Source organism: Brumimicrobium sp. (genome assembly GCF_048268645.1).
In the GTDB taxonomy this organism is placed as follows: domain Bacteria; phylum Bacteroidota; class Bacteroidia; order Flavobacteriales_D; family Crocinitomicaceae; genus Brumimicrobium; species Brumimicrobium ulvae.
This window is the reverse complement of sequence record NZ_JBLWVE010000012.1, coordinates 15,591-40,453: the sequence shown is the minus strand read 5'-3', so window position 1 is coordinate 40,453 and position 24,863 is coordinate 15,591. Positions and strand designations below refer to the sequence as shown.

Genomic DNA, 24,863 nt, shown 5'->3' with positions numbered 1-24,863 from the left:
GCCATGAACGAACATCAAAATAAAATTTTAGGAGAAGGACTAACTTACGACGATGTCCTTTTAGTTCCCGCTTATTCCGAAGTACTGCCTCGCGAAGTTTCTATCGCTACTAAATTTTCACGCAATATAACGCTTAATGTTCCTATTGTTTCCGCAGCAATGGACACTGTTACCGAAAGTGCTATGGCTATTGCTATTGCAAGAGAAGGAGGAATTGGCGTTCTTCATAAAAACATGACTATTGAACAGCAGGCAGCGGAGGTTCGAAAGGTAAAACGCGCTGAAAGTGGGATGATTATTGATCCTGTTACACTTCAAAAGCACAATACAGTTGGCGATGCTCAAAAGACAATGCGGGAGTACAGCATCGGCGGAATACCAATTATTGATGATTCAGGAAAGTTAATAGGAATTGTTACTAACCGTGATCTTCGTTTTGAACGTGATTTGAACCACGAGCTAAGCGAGGTTATGACTTCTAAAAACCTTATTACTGTTGCTCAAGGAACTTCTTTAAAAGAGGCGGAAATAATTCTTCAGAAACATAAAATTGAAAAACTTCCTGTGGTAACAGACGACGGAACACTCCTCGGCCTTATCACATTTAGGGATATTACAAAGCTTACTCAAAAACCTAGTGCCAATAAAGATCAGTTTGGGCGTCTTCGCGTAGCTGCTGCCTTGGGGGTTACTCCAGATGTAATGGAGAGAGCCGAAGCTCTGGTAAATGCACAAATTGATGCAGTTATAATCGACACCGCTCACGGTCATACAAAAGGCGTGGTAGAGGTGTTGAAGCGTGTGAAAGAAAGATTCCCAGAATTGGATGTGGTGGTAGGAAATATTGCTACTCCAGAAGCTGCAAAATATTTGGTCGATGCTGGTGCCGATGCCGTAAAAGTTGGGATTGGGCCAGGTTCTATATGTACTACACGAGTGGTTGCTGGTGTTGGTTTTCCTCAGTTTTCAGCTGTTTTGGAAGTTGCTGCGGCAATTAAAGGCAGCGGAGTTCCAGTGATTGCCGATGGTGGGATTCGATATACTGGCGACATCCCTAAAGCCCTTGCAGCTGGTGCAGACTGCGTAATGCTAGGGTCATTACTTGCAGGAACTAAAGAGTCGCCAGGCGAAACGATAATCTATGAAGGCAGAAAATACAAATCGTATAGAGGAATGGGGTCTGTAGAGGCAATGAAGCAAGGAAGTAAAGATCGTTATTTCCAAGACGTAGAAGACGATATAAAAAAACTTGTTCCCGAAGGAATCGTTGGACGTGTTCCGTATAAAGGAGATTTATTGGAGAGTATGACACAGTTCATCGGTGGATTGAGAGCTGGTATGGGATACTGCGGCGCTAAAGATATTGAAAGCCTAAAAGAAAATGGAAAGTTTGTTAAAATAACCTCTTCAGGAATTGCAGAAAGCCATCCTCATGATGTAACCATAACTAAAGAAGCTCCTAATTACAGTAGATAGGTAGGGTGAAAGGCATTTCTTTTGCCAGATTTTAACTTTAAGATTATAACGAACGATATCGATTAAGCAATTGGTGTCGTTCTTTTTTTGAACTGTGTTAGTTTAATTTTCCCCTCGTTTTTCAAACAACACTTTTTTAATTCCGAAGTCGGTATTCCATTGTTTAATTTCAACGAAACCGAGCTTTTTATATAACTCAGTCGCTGGTTTATTATTGATGCCAGTTTCAACAGTAAAAAGGTCGGAATTAAATTTATTGAAAACGAAAAGTAATAACGTTTTCGCTATTCCACGTCTAAAAAACAGGGGGTGCACCACCAAGCTATTTATAGCGGTATGGCTATCATCGTGATTAGCCTCTATAACTCCTGCTAATTCGCCATTTTCAAAGTATCCAAAAAAATCATTCTCGCTTTCTAAATAATTTTCAATAGGTCTTATAAGTGGTGGAAAATCTGTTGCCTCTAAAGTCTTGGCTTCAACAGCATACGATAATTGAAAAAGCGAATGTATTTGAATTGCTGTTTCTAGGTTGTTATTATGGAGGGAATGGACCATTAATTTATATCGTACAATTGAAATGTAATAATTATAAAATCATTGAAATATTCATTCTTTAGTTTTAGGCAGGTGTTTTAGCACATTGATTTTGTCCCTGAAAAAACAAAACGTGAAGCATTGTGCACTTCACGTTCTGTTTCTTAAAATAAAGTTGAGATGGGTTTATTCTTCACCTTCCACTTTTTCCTCAATAGTAATACCTAATTCTGCAATAATTGAGGTCGTAAGGTCGTAATTTGGGTCTAGATAGACAACATCTGCGGTAACTTGCATTACTTGTGTAAAACCTTGTGCCTTTGCCACCTTGTCTAAGGCAGCTGCAATTTTACTGTAGAGCGGCTGCAGGAATTCTTGTTGTTTTATTTCCATTAATTTAGCTCCATTTTGCTGAAATTTCTGGATATCATTTTCAATTTCTATCAACGCAGATTGTTTTTCCTTCTTTTGTGCAATTGTCAGTTCTTTTTCTTCTGCTTGGTACGCTTCAGCTAGAGATCTGTATTTGTCAATCTTTTTGTTAAGGTCAAGATCCATTTGTGCTCCATAGGCTTCTAATTGTGATTGCACAGAAGTCATTTCGGGCATATTGGAAAGTATGTAGTCAATATCAACAGCTCCTACTTTTCCTTGTGAAAATGCAGAAAGGCTTATGAAAAAAATGGCGATTTTTAGAAATCTCATAATAGTAGGTTTAATAAAATTAGTGCGCAAAGTTACTATAAATATTGAAAATGAGGAGGTGCGGAAGATGTTGATCGAGAACAAACTTCGGAATAGGTTCAAATCGCTAAGTTTTTTAAATAGGCACTATTGAGGTTTGAAGTAAGATTTATAGCATATTTGCTTAGATCTATTTATTATCACCGTTATTCTTTATAGTGTTGACCTCGGTTGGGTTTTAAAATTGCTCTTAGATCATCAACCATTTCTTTTTCAACTGCCATATAAGCAATGTGGTGTGTCGAACTAATTTGCTCCACGCCAAGCGGAATGTTGTCAAGTTGTTTAATGGTTATAAATTCTCCTAAATGCTTCACGTGATGCTCAGCTGTAGGCTTGCCATTGGGGCCATGAAAATCCCATATAAATTTTATTCTTTCAGTCATAGTGCTTTGTTTTTGAAATTAGGTCGTATCGAAAAGAAACCTTTTTATTTAGTTGTTTAGCATATTGCAAAGTACGGAATTCAGAAATACATTGTGAAACTACTGCTGTCGTAATTACACATTTTTTTAGGTAATAAATCACGGTTGATTTTTATTGAAATACAAAAATAGGTTGGATAGAAACATTCTTCTAAACAATCTAATTTATTACTGAAATAGTCTGAAGTAAGTAAATGTCTGAGGTGAGTTTATTCACTCATTATTGTAGCTGTTATTTATGCGATTCTAAGGACAATCATTTTAAATTATATTCGTTTATTTTTCGGGCATGAGTTACGTTGCTTTTGCTATTTTTGCAACTTTGTGCGCCAAAGCCATATAAGGGCGCTTGTGGAATCTTTAAAATTAATATTTTAGTAAAAATGAAAAATTTTCTTACTGTATTGTTCTTGGTATTCCTTGGTGGAACCACAATTTTTTCCCAAAACAAGAAAGATGTTTTGTTAACGATAGACGGTACACCCGTTTATGCCAATGAGTTTAAAAGAGTCTATGAGAAAAACCTTGAGTTGGTTCAAGATGAATCCCAAAAGGATATTGATGGCTACTTACAACTCTTCATAGATTATAAATTAAAAATATTTGAAGCAAAGGCCCAAGGTCTCGACGAGGGTGAAGTGTATAAAGCAGAGCTCACCAAGTACCGTGATCAACTTTCACGCAATTATCTCTTCGAAAATAAATTCACAGAAGACTTAGCAAAAGAAGCATACGATAGGGGTAAAGAAGAAATTAACGCCAATCACATTTTGATTAAGGTGAGTTATGAAGCTACGCCACAAGATACCCTTGCGGCATATAATAAAATTAAGTCTATTCGTGAAAAAGCTTTAAAAAATGGAGCCGATTTTGAACAATTAGCAAAAGAAAACTCAGAAGAGCCTAATGCAAAAAGTTCTGGTGGTAAATTGGGATATTTTTCTGTTTTCAATATGGTCTATCCATTTGAAACCGCAGCCTACAACACAAAAGTAGGTGCAGTTTCTGAAATTGTACGCACGAACTTCGGATATCATATAATTAAAGTGAACGACCGTCGCGAAAGACTTCCAAAAGTAGCAGTTTCGCATATTATGATTTCGGATAAAAAAGGCGCTAAAACGTTTGATCCTAAAGAGCGTATTAACGAAATTTCTACAATGTTAAAGCAAGGACAATCTTTCGAGAACCTCGCTAAAGAATATTCAGACGATAAAAACTCAGGAGTAAAAGGAGGGGCTTTAAAACCATTTACTAAAGGAGAACTTCGCGCCCCAGAATTTGAAGAAGTAGCATATCAATTGAAGAATATAGGAGACATTAGTGAGCCTGTAAAAACAGATTTTGGATGGCATATTATTCGCCTAGATGAAATTGTAGCAGATCCAACCTTTGAAGAACAAAGAGTTCAGTTAGAGAAAAAAGTAAAACAAGGAGATCGTGGTAAAGTTGTTATAAATGCGGTTAACAACAAAATAAAAGAAATATACGGTTTTAAAAAAGTAGAAAGTTATTTACCTTTTTTCGATACCTATGTAACAGATAGTGTACTTTCAAGAAAATGGAAAAAAGAGCCTATTGCCGCTGCACAAAACAAAACACTTTTTACCATTGGAAATAAAGCTGTTAAGTATTCAGACTTCGCTTCCTATATAGAAGAAAGACAAGGAACAACAATGCCTTTTAAAGACAAAGAGAAGCTGCTAATTGGAATGTACGATGAGCTTGAAACAAATGAATTAAAAGAGTACTTTAGAGACCAATTAGAAATTGAAAATGAAGAATATGCCGCTATTTTAGGTGAATACCGTGACGGTCTACTCATTTTTGATGTAATGGATAAAAACATTTGGAGCAAGGCCAAAAATGATACAATCGGGTTACAGAACTTCTATAATAAAAGCAAGGAAAATTACCGATGGAAAAAAAGATTAGATGTTGATATTTTTTCAGCTACATCACAAATTTATGCGCAGCGCGTTCAAAAAATGATTCAAGAAGGAATGGCTCCTGAAGATATTAAAACAGAACTTAACCCAGACGGGTCGGTAAACGTATTGCTTACTCAAGGTGTGTTTGAAATAGGCGAAAAAGAACTTCCAGAGAATCTTGATATCAAAAAAGGCGTTTCTTCTGTTTATCCAAGTAATGATTCATTTACAGTGGTAAACGTTAAAGAAATACTTCCTGAGAGCATCAAAGATCTTGAAGATGTTAAAGGAAGGGTTATTAGTAATTACCAAAATGAATTAGAAACTACGTGGATGAATGAGCTTCACGCCAAGTATAAGGTTGAAGTAAATAGCAAAACACTTAGAAAGTTGAAAAGAAGATTGAAGTGAGATTAACGTGGTTTTACATAGCGGTAGCGAGCCTTTTGGTGTCGTCTTGTGGGTATTTTGAACAAGAACCGAAAGAAGGGATAGTTGCTCGTGTACACGATGAATACTTATATGTATCCGATATTCAAGCTTTAATTTCAGAAAACACAACGCCAGAGGACAGTACACTTATCGTCAACAATTATATTACGCGCTGGGCTACTCAAAAATTATTGATAGGTCAGGCCAAAATCAACCTTACCAGCGATAAATTAGGAAGGTTTGACAAGTTGGTCGAAGAATACAAAAACGACTTACTTACAGGTGCATATAAAAATGTAATAGTTGGGCAACAATTGGATAGCACAATTACCGAAAGTGAATTTGAAAGCTATTACCAAGAAAATAAAGAGAACTTTAAGCTGAACTATATGCTTCTTAAAATGAGGTTTGTTCAGCTGCCGAAGAGCTATGAAGGCTTTGAGACTATAAAAGAAAAGTTTGTGCGTTACGACCAAAAAGATAAAGAGTTTCTTAGTGATCGCAATCTGCAATTTGCATCCTCAAATTTGAACGATTCTGTTTGGATTAAAAAGGAAGTTCTATTTGAGACGATTCCCATATTGAGATCAGCAAAAGATGAAGTGTTAAAGAAATCAAATTTCACACAATTGCAAGATTCAATAGGAGTATATTTGGTGAAAATTGAAGATATCCTAAACCAAAATGAAATTGCGCCTCTTTCTTATATTAAGCCTACATTGAGACAGATAATACTCAATAAGCGAAAGCTTGAACTTATTAGAAAACTTGAAACAGATATTACAAGAGATGCCATTGAACACAATAAATTTGAAATTTACAACAATGAATAAATTTTCCCTGTTACTACTTCTATCCACCTGTATTTTACAGGCACAGAATGTAGTAGTTCCTGATAGTACCGGAGTAGTAAAGAGCAGTGATGCTATTACGGTTCCTGCAAAAAACGTTGCTAACGACACCTTAAAACCTTTTGAGCGCTTTAAAGCTGAGGGGATTAACGCAGTGGTTGGCGAATACGTTATACTCGATTCCGATATAGATAAAGGATATCTTGAAATGCAATCTCAGGGAATTTCAGTAGAAGGTATTTCTCGTTGTCGACTTTTAGGAAAACTAATGGAAGACAAACTATATGCACACCAAGCAAAACAAGATAGCTTGATGGTTTCAGAAGCTGAAATTAATTCACGAACAGATCAACAACTTCAATATATGGCTAGTGAGTTGGGAAGTGAAGAGAAAGTAGCACAATATTACCGAAAAGACAATATTGCCGACCTTCGAAAAGAGCTTTATGATGCCAATAAAATCAATGCGTTGGCTACGAAGATGCAGCAAAAAATTATAGATAAAATGGAGGTTACGCCAGAAGAGGTTCGTAGTTTTTTCTATTCCATACCAGAAGATGAACGTCCCGTTTTTGGAGCCGAAATTGAGGTCGCGCAAATTGTAATTGAACCAGAAATTTCGCAAAAAGCAATAGACGATGCCGTTGCCAAATTAAATGAAATGAGAGCAGACATTATAGACAATGGGGCAAGCTTTTCAACCAAAGCTGTGCTGTATTCTAAAGATCCTGGTACCGCAAGTAAAGGAGGTCTCATTACTGGAATTAAGCGCGATTCCCCTCTTGCCAAGGAATTTATGGATCAGACTTTTTCTCTTTTAGAAGGAGAAGTAAGTGAGCCTTTTGAAACAGATTTTGGCTGGCACATACTTTACGTTGAAAAAATTAGAGGGCAAGAAGTAGATGTTCGACACATTCTTGCATTTCCAGAAGTTTCACAAGAAGCAATAGAAGCAGCTCAAAACAAAATTGAAGATATTAGAAAACAAATTGTTGCAGGCGAAATTACTTTTGCTGAAGCAGCACGAAAATACTCCGAAGACAAAGAAACTAGAAATAATGGAGGTCAAATTGTGAATCCACTTACGTTTGATACTAAGTTTGATCTAACCAAAATGGACCCAACCTTTAGTGCACAAGTGTATAACCTAAAAGAAGGAGATGTTTCTAAAGTTATTACCGATCGAGACCGTACGGGTAAAGGATTGCTGAAAATTTACACTGTAACAAGACGTTACCCTGAACACAACGCCGATTATGTTGAAGATTACGAACGTATTAAACAACTTGCTCTTCGCGAAAAACAAATTAAAGAAATTAATAAGTGGCAGGATGAGGTCATCGTAAAAACTTATGTTCACGTTAATGACGATTATCAAGATTGTGATTTTGCTGCAAATTGGTTGAAAAAATAATATTGAAATTAAAGATATGTCAGACGTAACAGCGGTTTCGCAACTTGTTTCCAAATATAATGCACTTCGAACCGAGATAAAAAAGGTTATCGTTGGCCAAGATGAGGTAGTAGAGCAGGTTTTACTAGCTATATTTTCCGGGGGTCACGCCCTTTTAATTGGGGTTCCTGGTCTTGCAAAAACACTATTGGTAAACACTGTGGCGCAGGCGTTAGGATTAGAATTTAAAAGAATTCAGTTTACTCCTGACTTAATGCCAAGTGATATTTTAGGTTCTGAAATTCTCGATAAAAACAGAGAGTTTAAATTTATTAAAGGACCCATTTTCGCAAACATTATTCTTGCAGATGAGATTAACCGTACGCCACCTAAAACCCAAGCAGCATTACTTGAAGCTATGCAAGAGCGATCGGTTACTGTCTCTGGGCATCACTACAAATTAGACTTACCATATTTTGTGCTGGCTACGCAAAACCCCATCGAGCAGGAAGGAACTTATCCGTTGCCCGAAGCGCAGTTGGACAGATTTATGTTTGCCATTAACTTAGACTATCCTACATTTTTAGAAGAAGTTGAAGTTGTAAAAATGACAACGGCTGGAACAAATGAAAAAGTAACTCCTTTATTTAATAGTGAAGAAATTATTGGCTTTCAGCAGTTAATTAGACGCATTCCAGTAGCAGACAATGTTATTGAATATGCGGTAGGTCTTGTGGGGAAAACACGACCAAACAGTCCTACAGCGCCTGAAATTGTTAAGAACTATGTCGATTGGGGAGCCGGGCCAAGAGCTTCTCAAAACCTGATTTTAGCTGCCAAAACCAACGCAGTGCTTAATGGAAAATTCTCTCCAGACATCGAGGATGTTCAAAAAACAGCAATCGGAATATTACGACACCGTTTGATTAAAAATTACAAAGCTGAAGCAGAAGGGCTAAGTATTGAAAAAATTATTCAGAGTCTGTTTTAACTATGTCGTTTTATAACTGCCAATTCAATTCAATTCAATTCTTTTCTTCATTTTTATTCAATCGTGAATAGTGTTGGGTAAGTAGTTAACTTCTAAATAGATTCTATCAAGAAATTCTATAAATCTGAATTGTGAATTTCATATTTTAAACAGCTTCTTCTTATGGTTTGTTTATTAAATATTAGCTTAATTGATTATTTAATAAATATATCGCAGTCAAAGAGTCCTTCTGTTAAATACTTTTGAATTATATCAAAATTTTGTACTTTTGCAGAACTTTCAAAAATCTTAAAAACTTACATTATATGGCATTTGATATAGACATGATTAAAGAGGTGTATTCTCAAATGGCTGAGCGTGTGGATAAGGCACGCGAGCTAGTTGGAAAGCCCTTAACTCTTTCAGAAAAAATACTTTATTCTCACCTGTGGGACGGAACTCCTAATAAATCGTTTGAACGCGGAAAGGATTATGTCGACTTTGCTCCCGATCGTATCGCTTGTCAGGATGCAACAGCGCAAATGGCCTTGCTTCAGTTTATGCAAGCAGGAAAAAAAACAGTTGCTGTTCCAACTACAGTTCACTGCGATCATTTAATTCAGGCAAAACAAGGCGCTTCGAAAGACTTACTGCGTGCCAATGAAACGAGTAATGAGGTTTTTGACTTCCTAGAATCTGTTTCAAATAAATACGGTATAGGATTTTGGAGACCAGGGGCTGGAATTATCCACCAAGTAGTTCTTGAAAACTACGCTTTCCCAGGAGGAATGATGATTGGTACCGATAGTCATACTGTAAATGCTGGTGGATTAGGAATGGTGGCCATTGGAGTAGGAGGTGCAGATGCGGTTGATGTAATGGCGGGTATGCCTTGGGAATTAAAATTTCCGAAGCTAATCGGTGTGAAATTAACTGGTAAATTGAATGGCTGGACAGCGTCTAAAGATGTTATCTTGAAAGTGGCTGGAATCCTTACAGTAAAAGGAGGAACAGGGGCTATCGTTGAATATTTTGGACCTGGAGCAAAAAACCTTTCTTGCACAGGAAAAGGAACCATTTGTAATATGGGAGCCGAAATTGGGGCAACCACCTCAACCTTTGGATATGACGATTCTATGGAACGCTTTTTAAGAGCTACCGATAGACACGAAATTGCTGACGAAGCAAATAAAATCCGTGAATACTTAACTGGAGATGATGAAGTATATGAAAATCCAGAAAAATATTTCGACCAAGTAATTGAAATCGATTTATCAACACTTCGCCCACACTTAAATGGGCCGTTTACACCAGATTTAGCAACTGAAGTTGGTGATTTAGGCGAAAAAGCTAGAAAAAATGACTGGCCTCTTAAAGTTGATTGGGGCTTGATAGGTTCTTGTACAAACTCGTCTTACGAAGATTTGTCTAGAGCGGCTTCTATCGCACAACAAGCAATTGATAAAAATTTAAAGTCGAAAAGTGACTTCGGAATTAATCCAGGTTCAGAACAAATTCGTTTTACTGCTGAACGCGACGGACTTTTAGATGTTTTTGAAAATCTTGGCGCTACAATATTTACAAACGCTTGTGGACCTTGTATTGGACAATGGGACAGAAGTGATAGAAAAGGAGATGAGAAGAATACAATTGTACATTCCTTTAACAGAAACTTTTCAAAACGTGCCGATGGTAACCCAAACACCCACGCATTCGTAGGTTCACCAGAAATGGTTGCAGCAATTGCAATTTCAGGTCGTTTGGACTTTGACCCGATGAACGACACACTTATTAACGAAGATGGCCAAGAAGTAAAACTTGACGAACCAGTTGGGCTTGAATTGCCTCCAAAAGGTTTTGCCGTTGATGATAACGGATATTTAGCACCTACGGCAGACGGAAGCTCTGTGGAAGTTAAAGTTGCTCCAGATAGCGAGCGTCTTCAGTTATTAGAGCCTTTTGTGCCGATTAAAGACTCGGAATTACAAGGAGTGAAGTTGTTGATTAAAGCATTCGGAAAATGTACAACAGACCATATTTCTATGGCTGGTCCTTGGTTGCGTTACAGAGGGCACTTAGATAATATTGCAAACAACACCTTAATTGGTGCTGTGAACGCTTTCAATAAGCAAACAAATTTTGTTAAAAATCAACTCACTGGAGAGTATGGCGGAGTTCCAAACGTTCAAAGAGAATACAAGGCTAATGGTATAAAAACCATTGTTGTTGGTGACCATAATTACGGTGAAGGTTCTTCTAGGGAACACGCTGCAATGCAGCCTAGATTTTTAGGTGTAGCTGCTGTTTTAGTGAAATCGTTTGCAAGAATTCACGAAACAAACTTGAAAAAACAAGGAATGTTAGGGTTAACATTTGCTAATGAAGCAGATTACGATTTAATCCAAGAAGATGATACTTTCAACTTTGTTGATATAGCTGACTTTGCACCAAACAAGCCGTTAACAATTGAGATCGTTCACGCTGATGGTAGTAAAGACACTATTAAAGCAAACCATACCTATAATGATGCTCAGATTAAATGGTATCACGAAGGTTCCGCTTTAAACTTAATTAAAAAGCAAAACGCTTAAAATATTTTAATAGGATCTAAACCTCACAGCTCTCCGAGACCTGTGAGGTTTTTTTATTTATATAAATTATGGAGAAATTTTTTAAAAAGCATTGGAGTAATATTCTCTTTGGGGTGTTAGTTGTTTTAATGATAATCCCGCAAACACGAATGCCTATTCAGGTATTTGTTCAACGGCTTATTTCTTTTTCTCCATCAGAAACTTCGGAAGAAAAACGAGAAACACTTCAGGATTACAATTGGTCACTTGTGTCCTTGAATTCAGAAGAAATCAATTTTTCACAATCTCAAGGCAAAGTTGTTGTTGTAAATTTTTGGGCTACCTGGTGTCCACCTTGTGTTGCAGAAATGCCTTCATTTCAGAAACTATACGACGCTTATGGTTCAAACGTAGACTTTTATTTTGTTACTTCAGAGAAGCCTGATAAGGTGAATAGGTTTTTAGAAAAACACAACTACTCCCTTCCCGTATTTTTACAATTTTTTGAAGCTCCAGAGCAGATGCAGTCAAGTGTATTGCCAACAACTTATGTTTTGTCAAAATCAGGGGAAATCGTGGTAAATGAAACAGGAGTGGCAGATTGGAATAGCAAAAAAATAAGAAGCTTATTAGATCGACTTATAGCTGAATAAATTTAGCTTGGATAATAGTTTGTTTTAATAGATTCCATTTCTTTTTTGCCCTTTGCAATTTCTTCAATTTCGTTCCAACGATCTGGAGTAAATAATACGTGTAAAGGTTGCGCTACTTCAATAATTTTCGGGAAGTTTTGAATTAATTTTTTGTCCCAAGTTTTATAGTGCTTCAACAAATCGTCTGGGTAAACTGTTTTTCTTCGCGTTCCTTCATTTATACCTTTAAAAGGCTCGGTTACATTTAAGTATCCATAATCGTCGGTTAGCTCTTCTCCTGCTTGGATATCACGTATTGCAATTTCGAAATCGTAAGCTGTAGAAAGACAGTTGCTTTTAAAACTGTGGTTTACAAAACGTCCATAATCCCAGCATAGCACTAAGTTTCCCTTATTGTTTCGGTAGCTGTAAGTTTCTAATACTTGTTGATATATTGGTTGTAACTTTTTAACTTGGTCAGGAGTAAATTCCCTATCCAATTCATCTAAAACCCACGTAATAGTACCAGCGGGAATAAATTCCTTTGCTACAACACCATAACCAATTTCTTCGCTTATAAGTTTTAGTTCTGTTTTTGGATGTATCATTGCCTATTTTTTATACAAAAATAGTGCGAAAAACAATGTGTAATACGAGTGTAAGCTATTGGATATTATTTATTAAAACTGTTTATTTGCCGATTTTTTCAGAAGAAAAATTTCACTAGTCCTGAATTCTTTTACTGTTCCAAGATTTAAGCTTTTCCATTAATAAAAACACAGTCAAAAGCATTGTAAGTGCGTAAATACTATCTTCAATAGGAACAGTACCGATTCGAACTCCAAGATTTTCAGCATCGTTGTACCATACAACTTGTTCGTCTATCCAACTTCCGGTAAGAAAACCGTTTACAATAAAAAAAGGAATTAAAAGTATGGCGAAAACTGGTAGAAACTCTTTTAACAAATCGCGTTCATTATTAAAAATCCAGGCCAATAGAATTACTGCATATCCAAAATTTACGGCGGTGTACCAACGGTTATAATTATACAATAACACCAAAATCAGTATGGTTTGTAAACTAAAGTAAATGTTTGACGTGGCTTTTTCTGAAAGTTTAAACTTTGGAAGTAAATTTTTAAACGAATATACAGTGAATAAGCAGGCGTAAGGAATACAAATAAAAAACAGCCATTCTTCAATGGGTAAATTCCCCAATCGTATTCCAGAAAGATATGCTTCATTAAATCCCCAGAATCCATTATGAGTAAAAATGACATCCCACGTTACAAAAAACGCCATCATAAGCAATGTTGCCGGAAAGAAATATTTCCAGAGCTTATAAAATTGAAGTTTTGGGTGAAAACTGAACAAAAATGGAATGCTTAGCGAAGCCAAGTCCAATATAAAGTAAAGATGCCACATGATTTATTTTTTGAAATATTTCAAAGGGGGAAGCAACATTCCGAAACATTCGCCTTTGTCTTTTCCCAAGTGTTTATGATGCATTTTATGTGCTCTTCTAATGCCGCGAGCATATCTATTATTAGCATTTCGGAATAGCTTAAAGCGCTGGTGTATAAAAATATCGTGAACGAAAAAATAAGCCAATCCGTATGCGAAGATACCCAATCCGATAGGCAATCCCGCCCAAAATTCAAAATAGCTCCATCCAATAAAACAACCGATGCTCACTAAAGCATAAAAGAGGAAGAAATAATCATTTCGCTCCCACCAACTGTTGTGGTCTTTTTTGTGGTGATCTTTGTGTAGCGACCATAGAAAGCCATGCATAATGTATTTATGGGTAAACCACGCCATGAATTCCATAAGCGAAAAGGTTGTTACAAATATTAAAATCCAAATTAGGGTAGACATTTTATTATAGTTGTTAAGGCTTTGGTACAATCCCAATGCAATTTATTATCGGGATGGTATTTCTCCGCCATCTTTTTTGACTCGATTTTGAATATAGTGGGTAATGAAAATTGTCTGTACTGTGTCTGGTCCAGCCTGCCTTTGGCGGCAGACAGGCGCGGGCTCGAGGTGACATTGTTGGTATAAATCACTTACTTTTACCCACTCAAAATAAGATAGAGCCTCTTTATTTTATTCGTTGATTAAACTAATAGTATTATTTTTTGTTCATTTATAATGTTTCTGAGTATTCCGATGCAATCGGAATGTATCAAAGACCTCACTTCACCAAATTTAATTGATATTTCAGATAGCTGCCGGTCAAAAGTCCGATTTTTTCAATATTCGGAACTCTAATTCTTGAGTTTCTTATTTCGGCTGCAGGAGTTTTTTGTAATTTTTTTAATAACCTGCGATAGTATTTATAGGCCACAAATACTCCCAATCTTGCTTCGTGTGGTAACTTCAGAATTCCTAGATATCCTTTTTTAAAATTATCTTCAATTTCTAAAATGATTTTTTCTTTTGAGATTTCATCTAAGGTGTTTAGGTCGATATTTGGAAAATAAGTTCGACTTAAAATTTCCTCGTCTTCTTTTATATCGCGTAAAAAATTCACTTTCTGGAAAGCAGAACCCAAATTCATGGCAGCGTTTTTCAGTTCATCGTATTTTTCGGAATTACCTTTCACAAAAACCTGAAGGCACATCAAGCCAACAACATCTGCCGAGCCATAAATATAATCGTTAAATTCTTCTACAGTAGTGTAAACGCTTTTGGTGAGATCCTGCCGCATGCTACTCATAAAAGTTTGGATTAACTCCCTGTCGATATTGTACTTATGAACGGTATTCTGAAACGAATTTAAAATAGGGTTTAAGCTTATTCTGTCATCTAAAGCAAGCTGTAAGTCTCTTTCAAAACACTCGAAAAGCTTTTCCTTGTTGTATTTATGAAATGAATCGACTATTTCATCGGCAAAACGAACAAATCCGTAAATGTTGTAAATATCTTGACGTATAGATGGTCCCAACATCTTCGTTGCCAAAGAAAAGGAAGTGCTGTAAGCCTGAGTCGTCTTTTTAGAGCACTCGTCTGATAGTATGTCGAATATTTCTTTCACTTTGTGTTGTTCTTATCAATCAATCCTGCGGCTAATTTTCCAGATATTAAAGCTGGTGGAACTCCTGGCCCTGGCACAGTGAGCTGTCCTGTAAAGAATAAGTTTTTTACTTTTCCACTCTTTAATTTTGGTCTTAAAAATGCAGTCTGCAATAACGTATTTGCCAAACCATAGGCATTCCCTTTATAACTATTGTATTCAGAAATAAAATCATTGATGCAAAAGGATTCTTTAAATATAACGTGTTTTTTTACAGTTTGCCCAGTTACTTTTTCTAAACGAGTTATAATTTCTTCAAAATATTCTTCCCTGAGTTCTGGAATATCATTTAGGTCTGGGGCTAACGGAATCAAGAATATACCTGCTTCTTTTCCTTTAGGAGCAAAACAATCTTCCGTTTTGGAAGGAAAACTTGCATAGAACAATGGTTCTTTAGGCCATTCAGGACTATCGTAAATAGCTTTGGAATGCGCCTCAAAATCAACGTCGAAAAAAAGAGTGTGATGAGCTACGTTATCTATAGGTTTGTCAAAGCCTACATAGAATAGTAGGGCAGAGGGCGCCAATGTTTTTTTATTCCAGTACTTTTCTGAATATTGTCGTAACGATGATGGCAATAAAGTTTCGGTATGATGATAATCTGCACCACTTAAAACGATATCTGTCTTAATCTCATCACCATTTATTACTAAACCAGTTGCCTTACGCTCTTCAACTACAATTTTTTCTACGTGTTGGCTTGTCTTAATTTTAACTCCCAATTCTTTAGCGAGACTAGCAATTCCATCTACAACCGAAAACATTCCATTTTGTGGATGAAAAGTTCCCAATCCAAAATCGGCGTAGTTCATAAAGTTATAAAATGCTGGAGTTCGCGATGGTTTGGCGCCTAAAAATAACACTGGAAATTCTAAAATTGAAATCAATCTTGGGTTGGTAAATTCAGAACGTACTTCTTTACTTATTGTGCTGAAAAATTGATTGATTTTTTTCGCAGTCTCCACGGTAATTAGCTCCATTGGGGAAACTCCAGGACGATAGACCAAATCTTTAATGGCAATATTATAATTGTCTTGAGCTTTGGCAATAAACTTTTTTAGTTTCACAGAACTTCCAGGCTCTTCAGTTTCAAAAGCGATACATATTTTTTCTAAAGTATCGGCAATCGTGATATAATCGTTATCGCCAAAATATACCCTATATGCTGGATTTAACTTTAGTAAGGAATAATAATCTGATGGTTTTTTATTGAAGTCTGAAAAGAATTTTTCAAAAACATCTGGCATCCAATACCACGTAGGCCCTAAGTCGAAAGTAAACCCATCTTTCTTTAATTGACGCGCGCGACCGCCAATTGCTTCATTTTTCTCATAAATGGTTACATCGTGACCAGCTTGTGCCAAATAGCAAGAAGCAGCCAAAGCTGAGAAACCAGAACCAATAACAGCAATGTCTTTTTTCATATTGTTTAACAAAAATACAATTTATTTAAACAAAAATGAAAACCGAATAGATTTAATTTTAAGTTAAATTCATTTTCAACACGTTAGAATGACTTTTTAAGGTGATTTTTAAAATGGTCAATCGCCTCAAATAACTTTATGTTTTTCTGTTTCGTTTCAAAAGTGCGTACTCTATTTCCTAAGATCCACAGTTCATTTTTTGACCCTACTTGTTCTTGGAAGCTATCGATATATGATTTCAAATTTTCTGTTTCAGGTTGTATTGTAAAGTAACTCACAAACACCGCATTAGGCATTTGTTTTTGTACGTGTTTCAGGCTTTCAATAGGAATGTTTGGACCGAGGTAAAGTGTTGGAAATCCGTTAGAAACTAGTTCGTAATGGGCGTAGAGTAGGCTAATTTCGTGAATTTCGGAGGAAGGGAGGTAAAGAATAAAAATAGGAAAATCTTTTTCTACAATTTGTTTTTTTAACTTGGCAGTTTCAAGAATTAAGCTGTGTTTTATTTTTTCAGAAATAAAATGTTCGTGAGAAGGGTCTATGGAGCCGATGTGCCAGAGTACACCTGTTTTATTCAGTAGCGGTACAAAAATTTTTGAATATACATCGCTGTAGCTCTTTTTTTCTAACAAATTTTTCAGGGTTTCATCAAATTTCTGTCCGTCAAATTCTAACATCGCCGATTTGAACATTTCAAGGCCATAGGTAGCGGCGTGAATTTCCATATCCTCTTTAATCAAGGATTGTATTTGAGCCGGAGTCATTCCCGCAAGTTTTGAAATTTTATAACCTGCTTTATATAAATAGGTGATGTTAAGAAGTTTTTTTAAACTTTCAAGATCGTACTTCCGGATGTTGGTATCCGTGCGATCTGGTTCTAATAAGTGATATCGTTTCTCCCAAATGCGTATGGTGTGCGCCTTTACGCTCGATAGATTTTCAAGATCTTTTATGCTGAATTCCGTTTTTACCACAACTAAAAATTTCGGTTAAAGTACTAAAAAGAATGGAGTTGTGTTTAGTTTTTTTGAAGAATGACTGAACAAATTTTTCGGGAGCTGCAATTTGATTTGTTTTGTTAAAAACAAAGAACCCCGCCAAACAAAGGTTTAGCGAGGCTTTTATAGTACCCGGAATGAGACTTGAACTCACACGCCCGTAAGGACACATGGCCCTCAACCATGCCTGTCTACCAATTCCAGCACCCGGGTAGCGGTGTTGCTAAATTTTCAAATTGCAAGTATGAATTGTTTATCACACTTTTCGCTTTACAAGCCTTTTTCTTAGCGGGCACAAATATAAGGTATTTTAGATATTTTGAAGGATGAAAAAATGGGATTAATCAAAAAAATAATTAAAATAGGTTTTTGGTAAGAACCGCATTACAGCATCAACGCACGTGCTAGAAAAAATTAAAAAGAAATACCCTCATTTTTTCGAGAATCTATTTTAATCACTATGTTACAGGAGTTATGATGTATATCATTCTTTTTCAGTAAAATCCGCCTTATATTTGAGGTTTACCTGTTTCAAATGTCTAGATCAACCTCTTTTTTAGATCGTTCCAAATCATTCTTCGCTGAAATTGGCGATATGACTTTATTTGCCGGACGTTTTTTTCGGGAATTGTTCAGTACGCCATTTGAGTTTAAGGAATTAATCCGCCAATGTTATAATATGGGAATTCGCTCCCTATTTCTAGTAATGGTAACTGGGTTTATTTTAGGGCTGGTATTTACGCTTCAATCGCGCCCCACCTTGGCCGACTTGGGTGCCGAAGCCTGGATGCCTTCTATGATTAGTATATCAATTGTTAGGGAAATTGGACCCGTAATTATTGCACTTATTTGCGCCGGAAGAATCGGGTCGGGTATAGGAGCAGAGCTTGGCTCGATGCGCGTTACAGAGCAAATTGATGCCATGGAAGTTTCTGGCACCAATCCGTTTAAATACCTCGTTGTAACCAGAATACTTGCGGTTACTTTAATGTTGCCGTTGCTCGTTATAGTTGGCGATGCCGTAGCATTAATAGGTTCCGCAATTATTGAAAATTTAAAAGGCGACGTATCATATACCTTATATTTCAACAAAGTTTTTGATGCCTTGAGTTTTAGCGATTTACTTCCCGCAACTGTTAAAACAGTATTTTTTGGTTTTGCAATCGGGCTTGTGGGAACTTACAAAGGATATAATTGTGCAAAGGGAACCGTGGGAGTAGGAGAAGCATCAAATTCCGCTGTGGTGTACACTTCGATGCTCTTGTTTATAATTGATTTTATCGCCGTATTTGTTTCAGACATATTTTTTGAAATCTAGATGAAGAAAGAAAACCAAAAACCTGTACTCGAATTAAAAGACATTCATAAGAGCTTCGGAAAAAACCACGTGCTCAAAGGATTCAGCCTTAAACTTCACGAAGGTGAAAACCTAGTAATCATGGGGAAATCTGGTTCAGGAAAGTCCGTAATGGTAAAGTGTATTGTAGGCCTAATTCAGCCAGACAGCGGTAGCATCACTATTAAAGATCAGAATATTATCACTATGGGGCAAAAGGAATTGGACTTTTTACGAACAGAAATTGGATACCTTTTTCAAGGAAGCGCTTTATACGATTCTATGACGGTTCGAGAAAATTTAGAGTTTCCTTTAAGGCGGCATAAAGATAAAATTGAAAACTTTCAAGGAACCGATGAAGCTGTAAAAGCTGCATTAGAAAGTGTTGGATTGTTGCATACATTAGATTTAATGCCCTCTGAACTTTCTGGCGGAATGCAACGTAGGGTAGCTTTGGCCAGAGCGTTGATTTTAAAGCCCAAAATTATAATGTATGACGAACCAACCACAGGTTTAGACCCAATAACGGCAAATGAAATTATTCAACTTATGCGAAATATTCAAATTGAATATAACACATCATCCCTCATCATTACGCACGATGTAGATTGTGCGCGGGTAATTTCAAACCGAATTATTTTACTGGTAGATGGAATTAATTATGCAGAAGGAACTTACGAGGAACTTTCAAACTCGAGCGATCCTCAAACCAGGGCATTCTTTAAAAATTAAACTTATGGCAAAATCGAATTCACAAAAAATAAAAGTTGGAATATTCGTGGTTGTGGGAACTATCCTTCTCATTGGCGCACTTTATTCCATAGGAAAACGGCAGCATATTTTTAGCAAAACCACACAGGTTTATGCCGTTTTTGGAAACGTAAATGGGTTGCAAATAGGTAATAATGTCCGCTATTCTGGAATAAACGTTGGCACGGTAAGTAAAATTGAAATGACCGAAGTTGGAAAGATTACAATCCAAATGTCGGTAGAGGAAAAAACCGCCTCATTTATCAAGAAAGATGCAATCGCTTCCATTGGGTCAGATGGGTTGGTGGGTAGTATGGTTGTAAATATTATCCCAGGTAAAAACGAGCAAGCCGTGCGAATCGCTACTGGCGATACCATTCAGTCGTACAGTAAAATTGGGGCAGACGATATGCTTTCAACATTAAATACAACAAATGAAAATGCTGCTCTATTGACTTCGGATTTATTGAAAATAACCAATCAGATTTTAGAAGGAAAAGGAACTTTAGGTGCCTTGATCAACGATACGATCTTGGCCCAAGACATTCGGAAAACAATGATTGAGCTTAGAAAAACCTCTGAAGGAACAGGATTGGCTGTGTCTAGAATAAACAGGATTATTTCTAAAATTAATTATGATGAAAGCGCCGCGGCTGTAATTTTGAGCGATACGGTTACTGCAAATCAAATTAGAAATGTATTTGAAAATCTTGAAAAATCTAGTGAGGATATAAATGAAGTAACCAAAAATTTGAATGAATATTTAACTGAAATTAAATCGGGAAAAGGCGCATTAAATTATATTACACAAGACGAAACCTTCGTGAAAAATGTTGATTCTACAATGCTTCAGATAAAAGAAGCATCCGAAAAATTAAACCAAAACATGGAAGCCCTAAAACACAATTTCTTCTTCCGTGGCTATTTCAGAAAACTAGAGAGACAAGAACGAAGAGAAGCCAAAGAGAAGTGATTTTAAATCCGTATTTTAGCTATTCAAAAACCACCAAAATAATTTGAATGCTAAGTAATTTAAAACAAAACTTCTCGCATCTTTTTGAAGATGATTTGATAGCAGAAATAAACCAAGTAGGTAATTTAATACACGTAACAGAAGGGGACAAGCTAATTGAAATTGGAGATTATTTGCGCTCTATGCCGTTATTGATTTCGGGAGCTATAAAAATTCTGAGAGAAGATAGCGAAGGCGACGAGCTTTTATTGTACTTTCTAGAACCCGGTGATACTTGCGCCATGACCCTTACTTGCTGTTTAGGACAAAAAAAGAGTGAAATTAGGGCCCTCGCGGAATTAGACACCACACTGGTTATGATCCCAGTTCAAAAAATGGAAGAATGGATGGGCAGGTTTAAAAGTTGGCGAAACTTTGTATTGGCCAGTTATCACACACGGCTTATGGAAATGCTTGATACCATTGACAGCATCGCCTTTTTGAATATGGATGAGCGATTGGTAAAATACCTTCGCGACAAAAAAAATATTGCGAAAACTGATGTAATTGCTTCCACGCATCAAGAAATTGCTTACGAACTGCACACATCGCGAGTAGTGGTTTCACGTTTGTTGAAGAAATTGGAATCAATGGGGAAAATAGCGCTTAACCGAAACAGTATCAAGATAATTGAACTTTAAAGAAATTGCTTTTTAAACTTTATTTTTCGGGTTGAATGTAACTTTTGTTACTGCTAAAAATTCTTTTCTAGCTTATTTTTGAAATGTTTCAACTTAAACCGCATCTTATGAAAATATTTCTCACATTTTTTATGGCTATTCTGTTGGCTTCCTGTAACGATACTGTTCGTAAAGAGTATTCAGGAATGACAGCAAATGATGATTTTGCTAAAGCAGAACTTGTTCAAAATCATCCAGGAAAAAAATTGATGGAAAACAATTGCTACGTTTGTCATAACCCGAAAACAGCCGAAGATCGCATGATTGCCCCACCCATGGTAGCGGTGAAAATGCACTATCTTTCCGAAGAAACTTCAAAAGAAGAATTTAGTAATAATATGGTTGCGTTTTTAGAAAAACCATCCGAAGCAAATTCAAAAATGCCCGGTGCGGTTAAAAAGTTTGGTTTAATGCCATATCAGTTCTATCCAAAGGAAACCATCAGGCAGATTGCAGATTATATGTACGATAACGACATAGAAGAACCTGAGTGGTTTGAGGCGCATTATTCCGAAATGCACGGAGATAGACCTAGAATGAAAGGGAAAAAAGGACAGGGCAAAGGCAAAGGAATGATGAGGAGCAATCAAACAGGTAATACGCAACAATTAACAATTGAAGAACGCGGAATGCAAATGGCGCAAACCACAAAAGCTGAATTAGGTAAAAACTTAATGGGACAAATTCAAAAAAATGGAGTAATCGCAGCACTCGATTTCTGTAATATCCAAGCCATGCCTATAACCGATAGCATGTCGGTAGTGCACAATGCACATATTAAACGGGTATCAGACAAGCCAAGGAACCCTAAAAACAAAGCCAATGCAATAGAATTGGAACACGTGCAGACATTTAAAAACCAAGTGGCTGCCGGTAAGGAGGTCAAGCCTATTGTAACTTCGATGGGAGAAAAAAGCAAGTTTTACTATCCCATAGTAACCAATTCTATGTGCCTAAAATGCCACGGTACGCCTGAAAAAGAAATAGAAAGTCTTACGCTAACAAATATTTTGAAGCACTATCCAAACGATAAAGCAACAGGATATGGTGAAAATGAAGTTAGGGGAATTTGGAGTATTGAGTTTGATAAATAATTATTCAGATTAAGCACTTGCGTTAAAAAAAGTTATGGCGAATTTGAAATTGGACGAATCGTTTTGGAGTGAGAAGTATTTAGATGGACACACAGGATGGGATATTGGGTATGTTTCAACACCATTAAAAGAATATATCGATCAGCTTACAGATAAGGAATTAAAAATATTAATCCCTGGAGGCGGAAATTCGTATGAAGCAGAATATCTTTTCGAGAATGGATTTAAAAATGTTTCAGTTATCGATATTTCGACCATTCCCCTTGAAAACTTGTTAAAACGGGTTCCGTCTTTTCCGAAGAAAAATCTTTTGCATCTCGACTATTTTGAGCTTGAAGAAACGTATGATCTTATTATAGAACAGACCTTTTTCTGTGCTCTCAACCCAGAAATTAGAAAAGAATATGTTCAAAAAACACATCAGTTACTGAAGCCAAAAGGAAAGTTGGTAGGCTTGCTATTCAATATTCCGTTAAATAACGACAAACCTCCTTTTGGTGGAAATGAGCTTGAATACCGTTCTCTTTTTGAAGAGAAGTTTATAATCGATATTATGGAAACCTCTTATAATTCCATTCCACAACGTGCAGGAAATGAACTTTTCGTGTATATGAGAAAGAGGTGAAGATGAATCCGAAATCGAAAACGAAATTGAAATCGAAATCGAAACTGAAACCCCAATTGATGTTGAAACTTTAAGAGATACAGACCTTTGCGCCTTTTCGAGAGGGTTTCACGCGGAGGGCGCAGAGCAGACGCGGAGTACGCAAAGAGGTGTGTTTTCTTGTGGTTTGATTTGTTGCAATGAGGATTGCTTCATCGAAATTGAAATCGAAACTGAAACCTAAATTGAAGTTGAAATTTTATGAAATATAGACCTTTGCGCCTTTGTGAGAGATAACTTTGCGACCTTTGCGTGAAAACAAACATCCAATTTGAAAATTCCATTTAAAGACATACTATTCGTGGTGCTTCAATTTTTACTGTTTATAGCATTTTCTTTTGAAATTGATTCAATGGCAATTATATTTCCTGAAGTACTTTTTTGGTTTGGAGTAGTCATATTTGTAATTGGAGCTTTTATCACAATTACTGCTGCATTACAACTTAATTTCAATTTATCGCCATTTCCAAGTCCGTTACCCGGCTGAACCTTATTGAAAATGGAGTTTATAAATTCATTCGCCATCCCATTTATACAGGTCTAATTTTGTCATTTTTCGGATTTGCGATTATCAGCGATTCAGGATATAGAATACTTATTACCGCTGTTCTTTTCTTGTTGTTTTATTTTAAAACCATTTATGAAGAAAAACGGCTCATTGAAAAGTTTCCAAGCTATTTAGAATACAAAAGTCGTTCAGGAAGGTTTTTTCCGTGGAGTTAAGGGGGAGGGAAATCGAAACCGAAACGGAAACTGAAATCTAAATTGAAGATAAAAATTTTAAAGAGAATAAACCTTTGCGTTTTCACGCCCTTAGAGAGAGAATTTCCTGTAGAGGGTGAATTTCCCGCAGATTTCGCAGAGAATACGCAGAGAAGGTAGAGGATTGAAAGATTAAGGAATTGAGGGGAAACGGAATCAGAACGATTAGAAGTATTCTTCAATTTTATAGAAAATAAAACCTTTGTGCCTTCGCGTCTTTGCGAGAGATAAAACAGCTGTATTATCTTGAACTACCAACTACCATCTAAAATCAATCAAGCCTCGGCCCATAGCAAAGATCTCCTGCATCACCAAGTCCTGGTACAATATAGCCACGTTCGTTTAGCGCATCGTCAACAGCTGCTATCCAAAGATGTGTGTTTTTAGGAAAAATCATATCGGCGAGTTCAATTCCAGCTTTTGCTCCAATTATAGATAGTATGTGAATTTCTTTTGGCTCCCCGTGATTTTCCATTGCTTTTAAAACATTTTCCAGCGTTTTTCCAGTTGCGAGCATTGGATCGGCCAGAATTAAGGTTTTTCCTTCAATTGAGGGAGACGCTAAATACTTAACGATTACTTCAAAATCATCTCCTCCGTGAGGATGATGTCTGTAAGCAGATACAAAAGCATTTTCTACACCATCAAAATAATTTAAAATTCCTTGGTGCAAAGGGATTCCAGCGCGTAGAATAGAACAAATTACAAGATCGGAAGTAGGAACATTAATCGTTTTTTTACCCAACGGAGTTGTAACAGACTTAGAAGTGTATTCCAAAGTCTTACTCATTTCATAACTTAAAATTTCTCCAATCCGTTCAATGTTTCTCCGAAAGCGCATGCTATCTTTTTGGATAGAAATATCGCGAACTTCACAAATGTACTGGTTAATCAGGGTGTTTTCTTTACTAAAGTCGTGGATTATCATAATTTATGAATCAATCGGTTAAAAAAAATGTGAGTTCGAAGTTACAATTTCTTCACGATGAATTAAAATAAAATAGTAAGTTGATTTATACCTTGATTTTAGATGTATACCAACAATTTCAAAAATAACTAGTCTAATGAAGTTAGGAATTATTGAAGTACCATGTATTAACGAT

The 24,863-nt window shown here is 36.4% G+C and carries 25 protein-coding genes and 1 tRNA gene; 14 read left to right on the top strand and 12 right to left on the bottom strand.

Translation table 11 applies throughout. From position 1 onward, the window contains the following. The first annotated feature begins 3 nt into the window (after positions 1–3). On the top strand, positions 4–1,476 hold the full coding sequence (gene guaB / locus ACN0U3_RS10325; protein ID WP_417266161.1) for an IMP dehydrogenase: 1,473 nt from the start codon (positions 4–6) through the stop codon (positions 1,474–1,476). Positions 1,477–1,578: 102 nt separating this feature from the next. Here guaB and ACN0U3_RS10320 read toward each other — a convergent pair whose 3' ends face one another. From ACN0U3_RS10320 to ACN0U3_RS10310, 3 genes are all read right to left on the bottom strand, one after another. Continuing rightward, on the bottom strand, positions 1,579–2,034 hold the full coding sequence (locus ACN0U3_RS10320; RefSeq protein WP_417266160.1) for a GNAT family N-acetyltransferase: 456 nt from the start codon (positions 2,032–2,034) through the stop codon (positions 1,579–1,581). Between the two features lie 165 nt (positions 2,035–2,199). Further along, positions 2,200–2,718 carry an OmpH family outer membrane protein gene (locus ACN0U3_RS10315; RefSeq protein WP_073218984.1) on the bottom strand — a complete coding sequence of 173 codons (519 nt, stop codon included), beginning with the start codon at positions 2,716–2,718 and terminating at the stop codon, positions 2,200–2,202. Positions 2,719–2,903: 185 nt separating this feature from the next. After that, entirely contained in the window at positions 2,904–3,143 is a 240-nt protein-coding gene (locus ACN0U3_RS10310) for a hypothetical protein (protein WP_073218982.1), read from the bottom strand. 422 nt (positions 3,144–3,565) lie between these two features. Here ACN0U3_RS10310 and ACN0U3_RS10305 point away from each other — a divergent pair, with 422 nt between their 5' ends. The 6 genes from ACN0U3_RS10305 (at position 3,566) to ACN0U3_RS10280 (ending at position 11,982) form a co-directional block, all read left to right on the top strand. Then, a complete protein-coding gene (locus ACN0U3_RS10305; RefSeq protein ID WP_073219058.1) occupies positions 3,566–5,524 on the top strand; it encodes a peptidylprolyl isomerase in 1,959 nt (652 codons plus the stop codon). After that, positions 5,521–6,378, top strand: coding sequence for a peptidyl-prolyl cis-trans isomerase (locus ACN0U3_RS10300; RefSeq protein ID WP_417266159.1), 858 nt, complete (start codon positions 5,521–5,523; stop codon positions 6,376–6,378). Before ACN0U3_RS10305 ends, ACN0U3_RS10300 begins: the two co-directional genes overlap by 4 nt. Beyond that, on the top strand, positions 6,371–7,810 hold the full coding sequence (locus tag ACN0U3_RS10295) for a peptidylprolyl isomerase (protein ID WP_417266158.1): 1,440 nt from the start codon (positions 6,371–6,373) through the stop codon (positions 7,808–7,810). Before ACN0U3_RS10300 ends, ACN0U3_RS10295 begins: the two co-directional genes overlap by 8 nt. Positions 7,811–7,826: 16 nt before the next feature. Continuing rightward, the gene (locus ACN0U3_RS10290; RefSeq protein ID WP_417266157.1) at positions 7,827–8,780 is read left to right on the top strand and encodes an AAA family ATPase; all 954 of its coding nucleotides are present in this window, start codon (positions 7,827–7,829) and stop codon (positions 8,778–8,780) included. Between the two features lie 305 nt (positions 8,781–9,085). Next, positions 9,086–11,350, top strand: a complete 2,265-nt coding sequence (locus tag ACN0U3_RS10285; protein WP_417266156.1) for an aconitate hydratase — start codon at positions 9,086–9,088, stop codon at positions 11,348–11,350. 68 nt (positions 11,351–11,418) lie between these two features. After that, complete coding sequence (locus ACN0U3_RS10280; RefSeq protein WP_073218968.1) at positions 11,419–11,982, top strand: TlpA family protein disulfide reductase; 564 nt, start codon at positions 11,419–11,421, stop codon at positions 11,980–11,982. A gap of 2 nt (positions 11,983–11,984) precedes the next feature. Here ACN0U3_RS10280 and ACN0U3_RS10275 read toward each other — a convergent pair whose 3' ends face one another. From ACN0U3_RS10275 to ACN0U3_RS10245, 7 genes are all read right to left on the bottom strand, one after another. Continuing rightward, entirely contained in the window at positions 11,985–12,569 is a 585-nt protein-coding gene (locus ACN0U3_RS10275) for an SET domain-containing protein (protein WP_073218965.1), read from the bottom strand. 115 nt (positions 12,570–12,684) lie between these two features. After that, positions 12,685–13,386, bottom strand: a complete 702-nt coding sequence (locus tag ACN0U3_RS10270) for a lycopene cyclase domain-containing protein (RefSeq protein WP_417266155.1) — start codon at positions 13,384–13,386, stop codon at positions 12,685–12,687. Positions 13,387–13,389: 3 nt separating this feature from the next. Continuing rightward, complete coding sequence (locus tag ACN0U3_RS10265; protein WP_073218959.1) at positions 13,390–13,839, bottom strand: sterol desaturase family protein; 450 nt, start codon at positions 13,837–13,839, stop codon at positions 13,390–13,392. A gap of 319 nt (positions 13,840–14,158) precedes the next feature. After that, complete coding sequence (locus ACN0U3_RS10260) at positions 14,159–15,001, bottom strand: phytoene/squalene synthase family protein (protein ID WP_417266154.1); 843 nt, start codon at positions 14,999–15,001, stop codon at positions 14,159–14,161. Further along, a complete protein-coding gene (locus ACN0U3_RS10255; protein WP_417266153.1) occupies positions 14,998–16,464 on the bottom strand; it encodes a phytoene desaturase family protein in 1,467 nt (488 codons plus the stop codon). Before ACN0U3_RS10255 ends, ACN0U3_RS10260 begins: the two co-directional genes overlap by 4 nt. An 83-nt stretch (positions 16,465–16,547) precedes the next feature. Continuing rightward, positions 16,548–17,438: a MerR family transcriptional regulator gene (locus ACN0U3_RS10250; protein WP_417266152.1), complete on the bottom strand. Its 891-nt coding sequence runs from the start codon at positions 17,436–17,438 to the stop codon at positions 16,548–16,550. Between the two features lie 153 nt (positions 17,439–17,591). Next, a tRNA-Leu gene (locus tag ACN0U3_RS10245) sits at positions 17,592–17,675 on the bottom strand. Positions 17,676–17,997: 322 nt separating this feature from the next. Here ACN0U3_RS10245 and ACN0U3_RS10240 point away from each other — a divergent pair. From ACN0U3_RS10240 to ACN0U3_RS10215, 6 genes are all read left to right on the top strand, one after another. Continuing rightward, on the top strand, positions 17,998–18,780 hold the full coding sequence (locus tag ACN0U3_RS10240; protein WP_417266151.1) for an MlaE family ABC transporter permease: 783 nt from the start codon (positions 17,998–18,000) through the stop codon (positions 18,778–18,780). Further along, positions 18,781–19,530, top strand: a complete 750-nt coding sequence (locus tag ACN0U3_RS10235; RefSeq protein WP_073218945.1) for an ABC transporter ATP-binding protein — start codon at positions 18,781–18,783, stop codon at positions 19,528–19,530. It begins immediately after the preceding gene. Positions 19,531–19,534: 4 nt separating this feature from the next. After that, positions 19,535–20,521, top strand: coding sequence for an MlaD family protein (locus tag ACN0U3_RS10230; protein WP_417266150.1), 987 nt, complete (start codon positions 19,535–19,537; stop codon positions 20,519–20,521). Between the two features lie 47 nt (positions 20,522–20,568). Next, positions 20,569–21,201 carry a Crp/Fnr family transcriptional regulator gene (locus tag ACN0U3_RS10225; RefSeq protein WP_073218939.1) on the top strand — a complete coding sequence of 211 codons (633 nt, stop codon included), beginning with the start codon at positions 20,569–20,571 and terminating at the stop codon, positions 21,199–21,201. Between the two features lie 107 nt (positions 21,202–21,308). Next, positions 21,309–22,334: a c-type heme family protein gene (locus ACN0U3_RS10220; RefSeq protein WP_417266149.1), complete on the top strand. Its 1,026-nt coding sequence runs from the start codon at positions 21,309–21,311 to the stop codon at positions 22,332–22,334. Between the two features lie 43 nt (positions 22,335–22,377). Further along, positions 22,378–22,959 (top strand): methyltransferase, encoded by a 582-nt coding sequence (locus tag ACN0U3_RS10215; RefSeq protein WP_417266183.1) that lies wholly within the window; start codon positions 22,378–22,380, stop codon positions 22,957–22,959. 348 nt (positions 22,960–23,307) lie between these two features. On the opposite strand, the gene ACN0U3_RS10210 is transcribed toward ACN0U3_RS10215, so the two are convergent. After that, positions 23,308–23,523 (bottom strand): hypothetical protein, encoded by a 216-nt coding sequence (locus ACN0U3_RS10210; RefSeq protein ID WP_417266148.1) that lies wholly within the window; start codon positions 23,521–23,523, stop codon positions 23,308–23,310. On the opposite strand from ACN0U3_RS10210, the gene ACN0U3_RS10205 reads away from it, so the two are divergent. Then, entirely contained in the window at positions 23,455–23,721 is a 267-nt protein-coding gene (locus ACN0U3_RS10205) for a methyltransferase family protein (protein WP_417266182.1), read from the top strand. The two genes, ACN0U3_RS10210 and ACN0U3_RS10205, sit on opposite strands and share 69 nt — an antisense overlap. A 310-nt stretch (positions 23,722–24,031) precedes the next feature. On the opposite strand, the gene upp is transcribed toward ACN0U3_RS10205, so the two are convergent. Next, positions 24,032–24,688, bottom strand: a complete 657-nt coding sequence (gene upp / locus ACN0U3_RS10200) for a uracil phosphoribosyltransferase (RefSeq protein ID WP_417266147.1) — start codon at positions 24,686–24,688, stop codon at positions 24,032–24,034. Positions 24,689–24,863 lie beyond the last annotated feature (175 nt).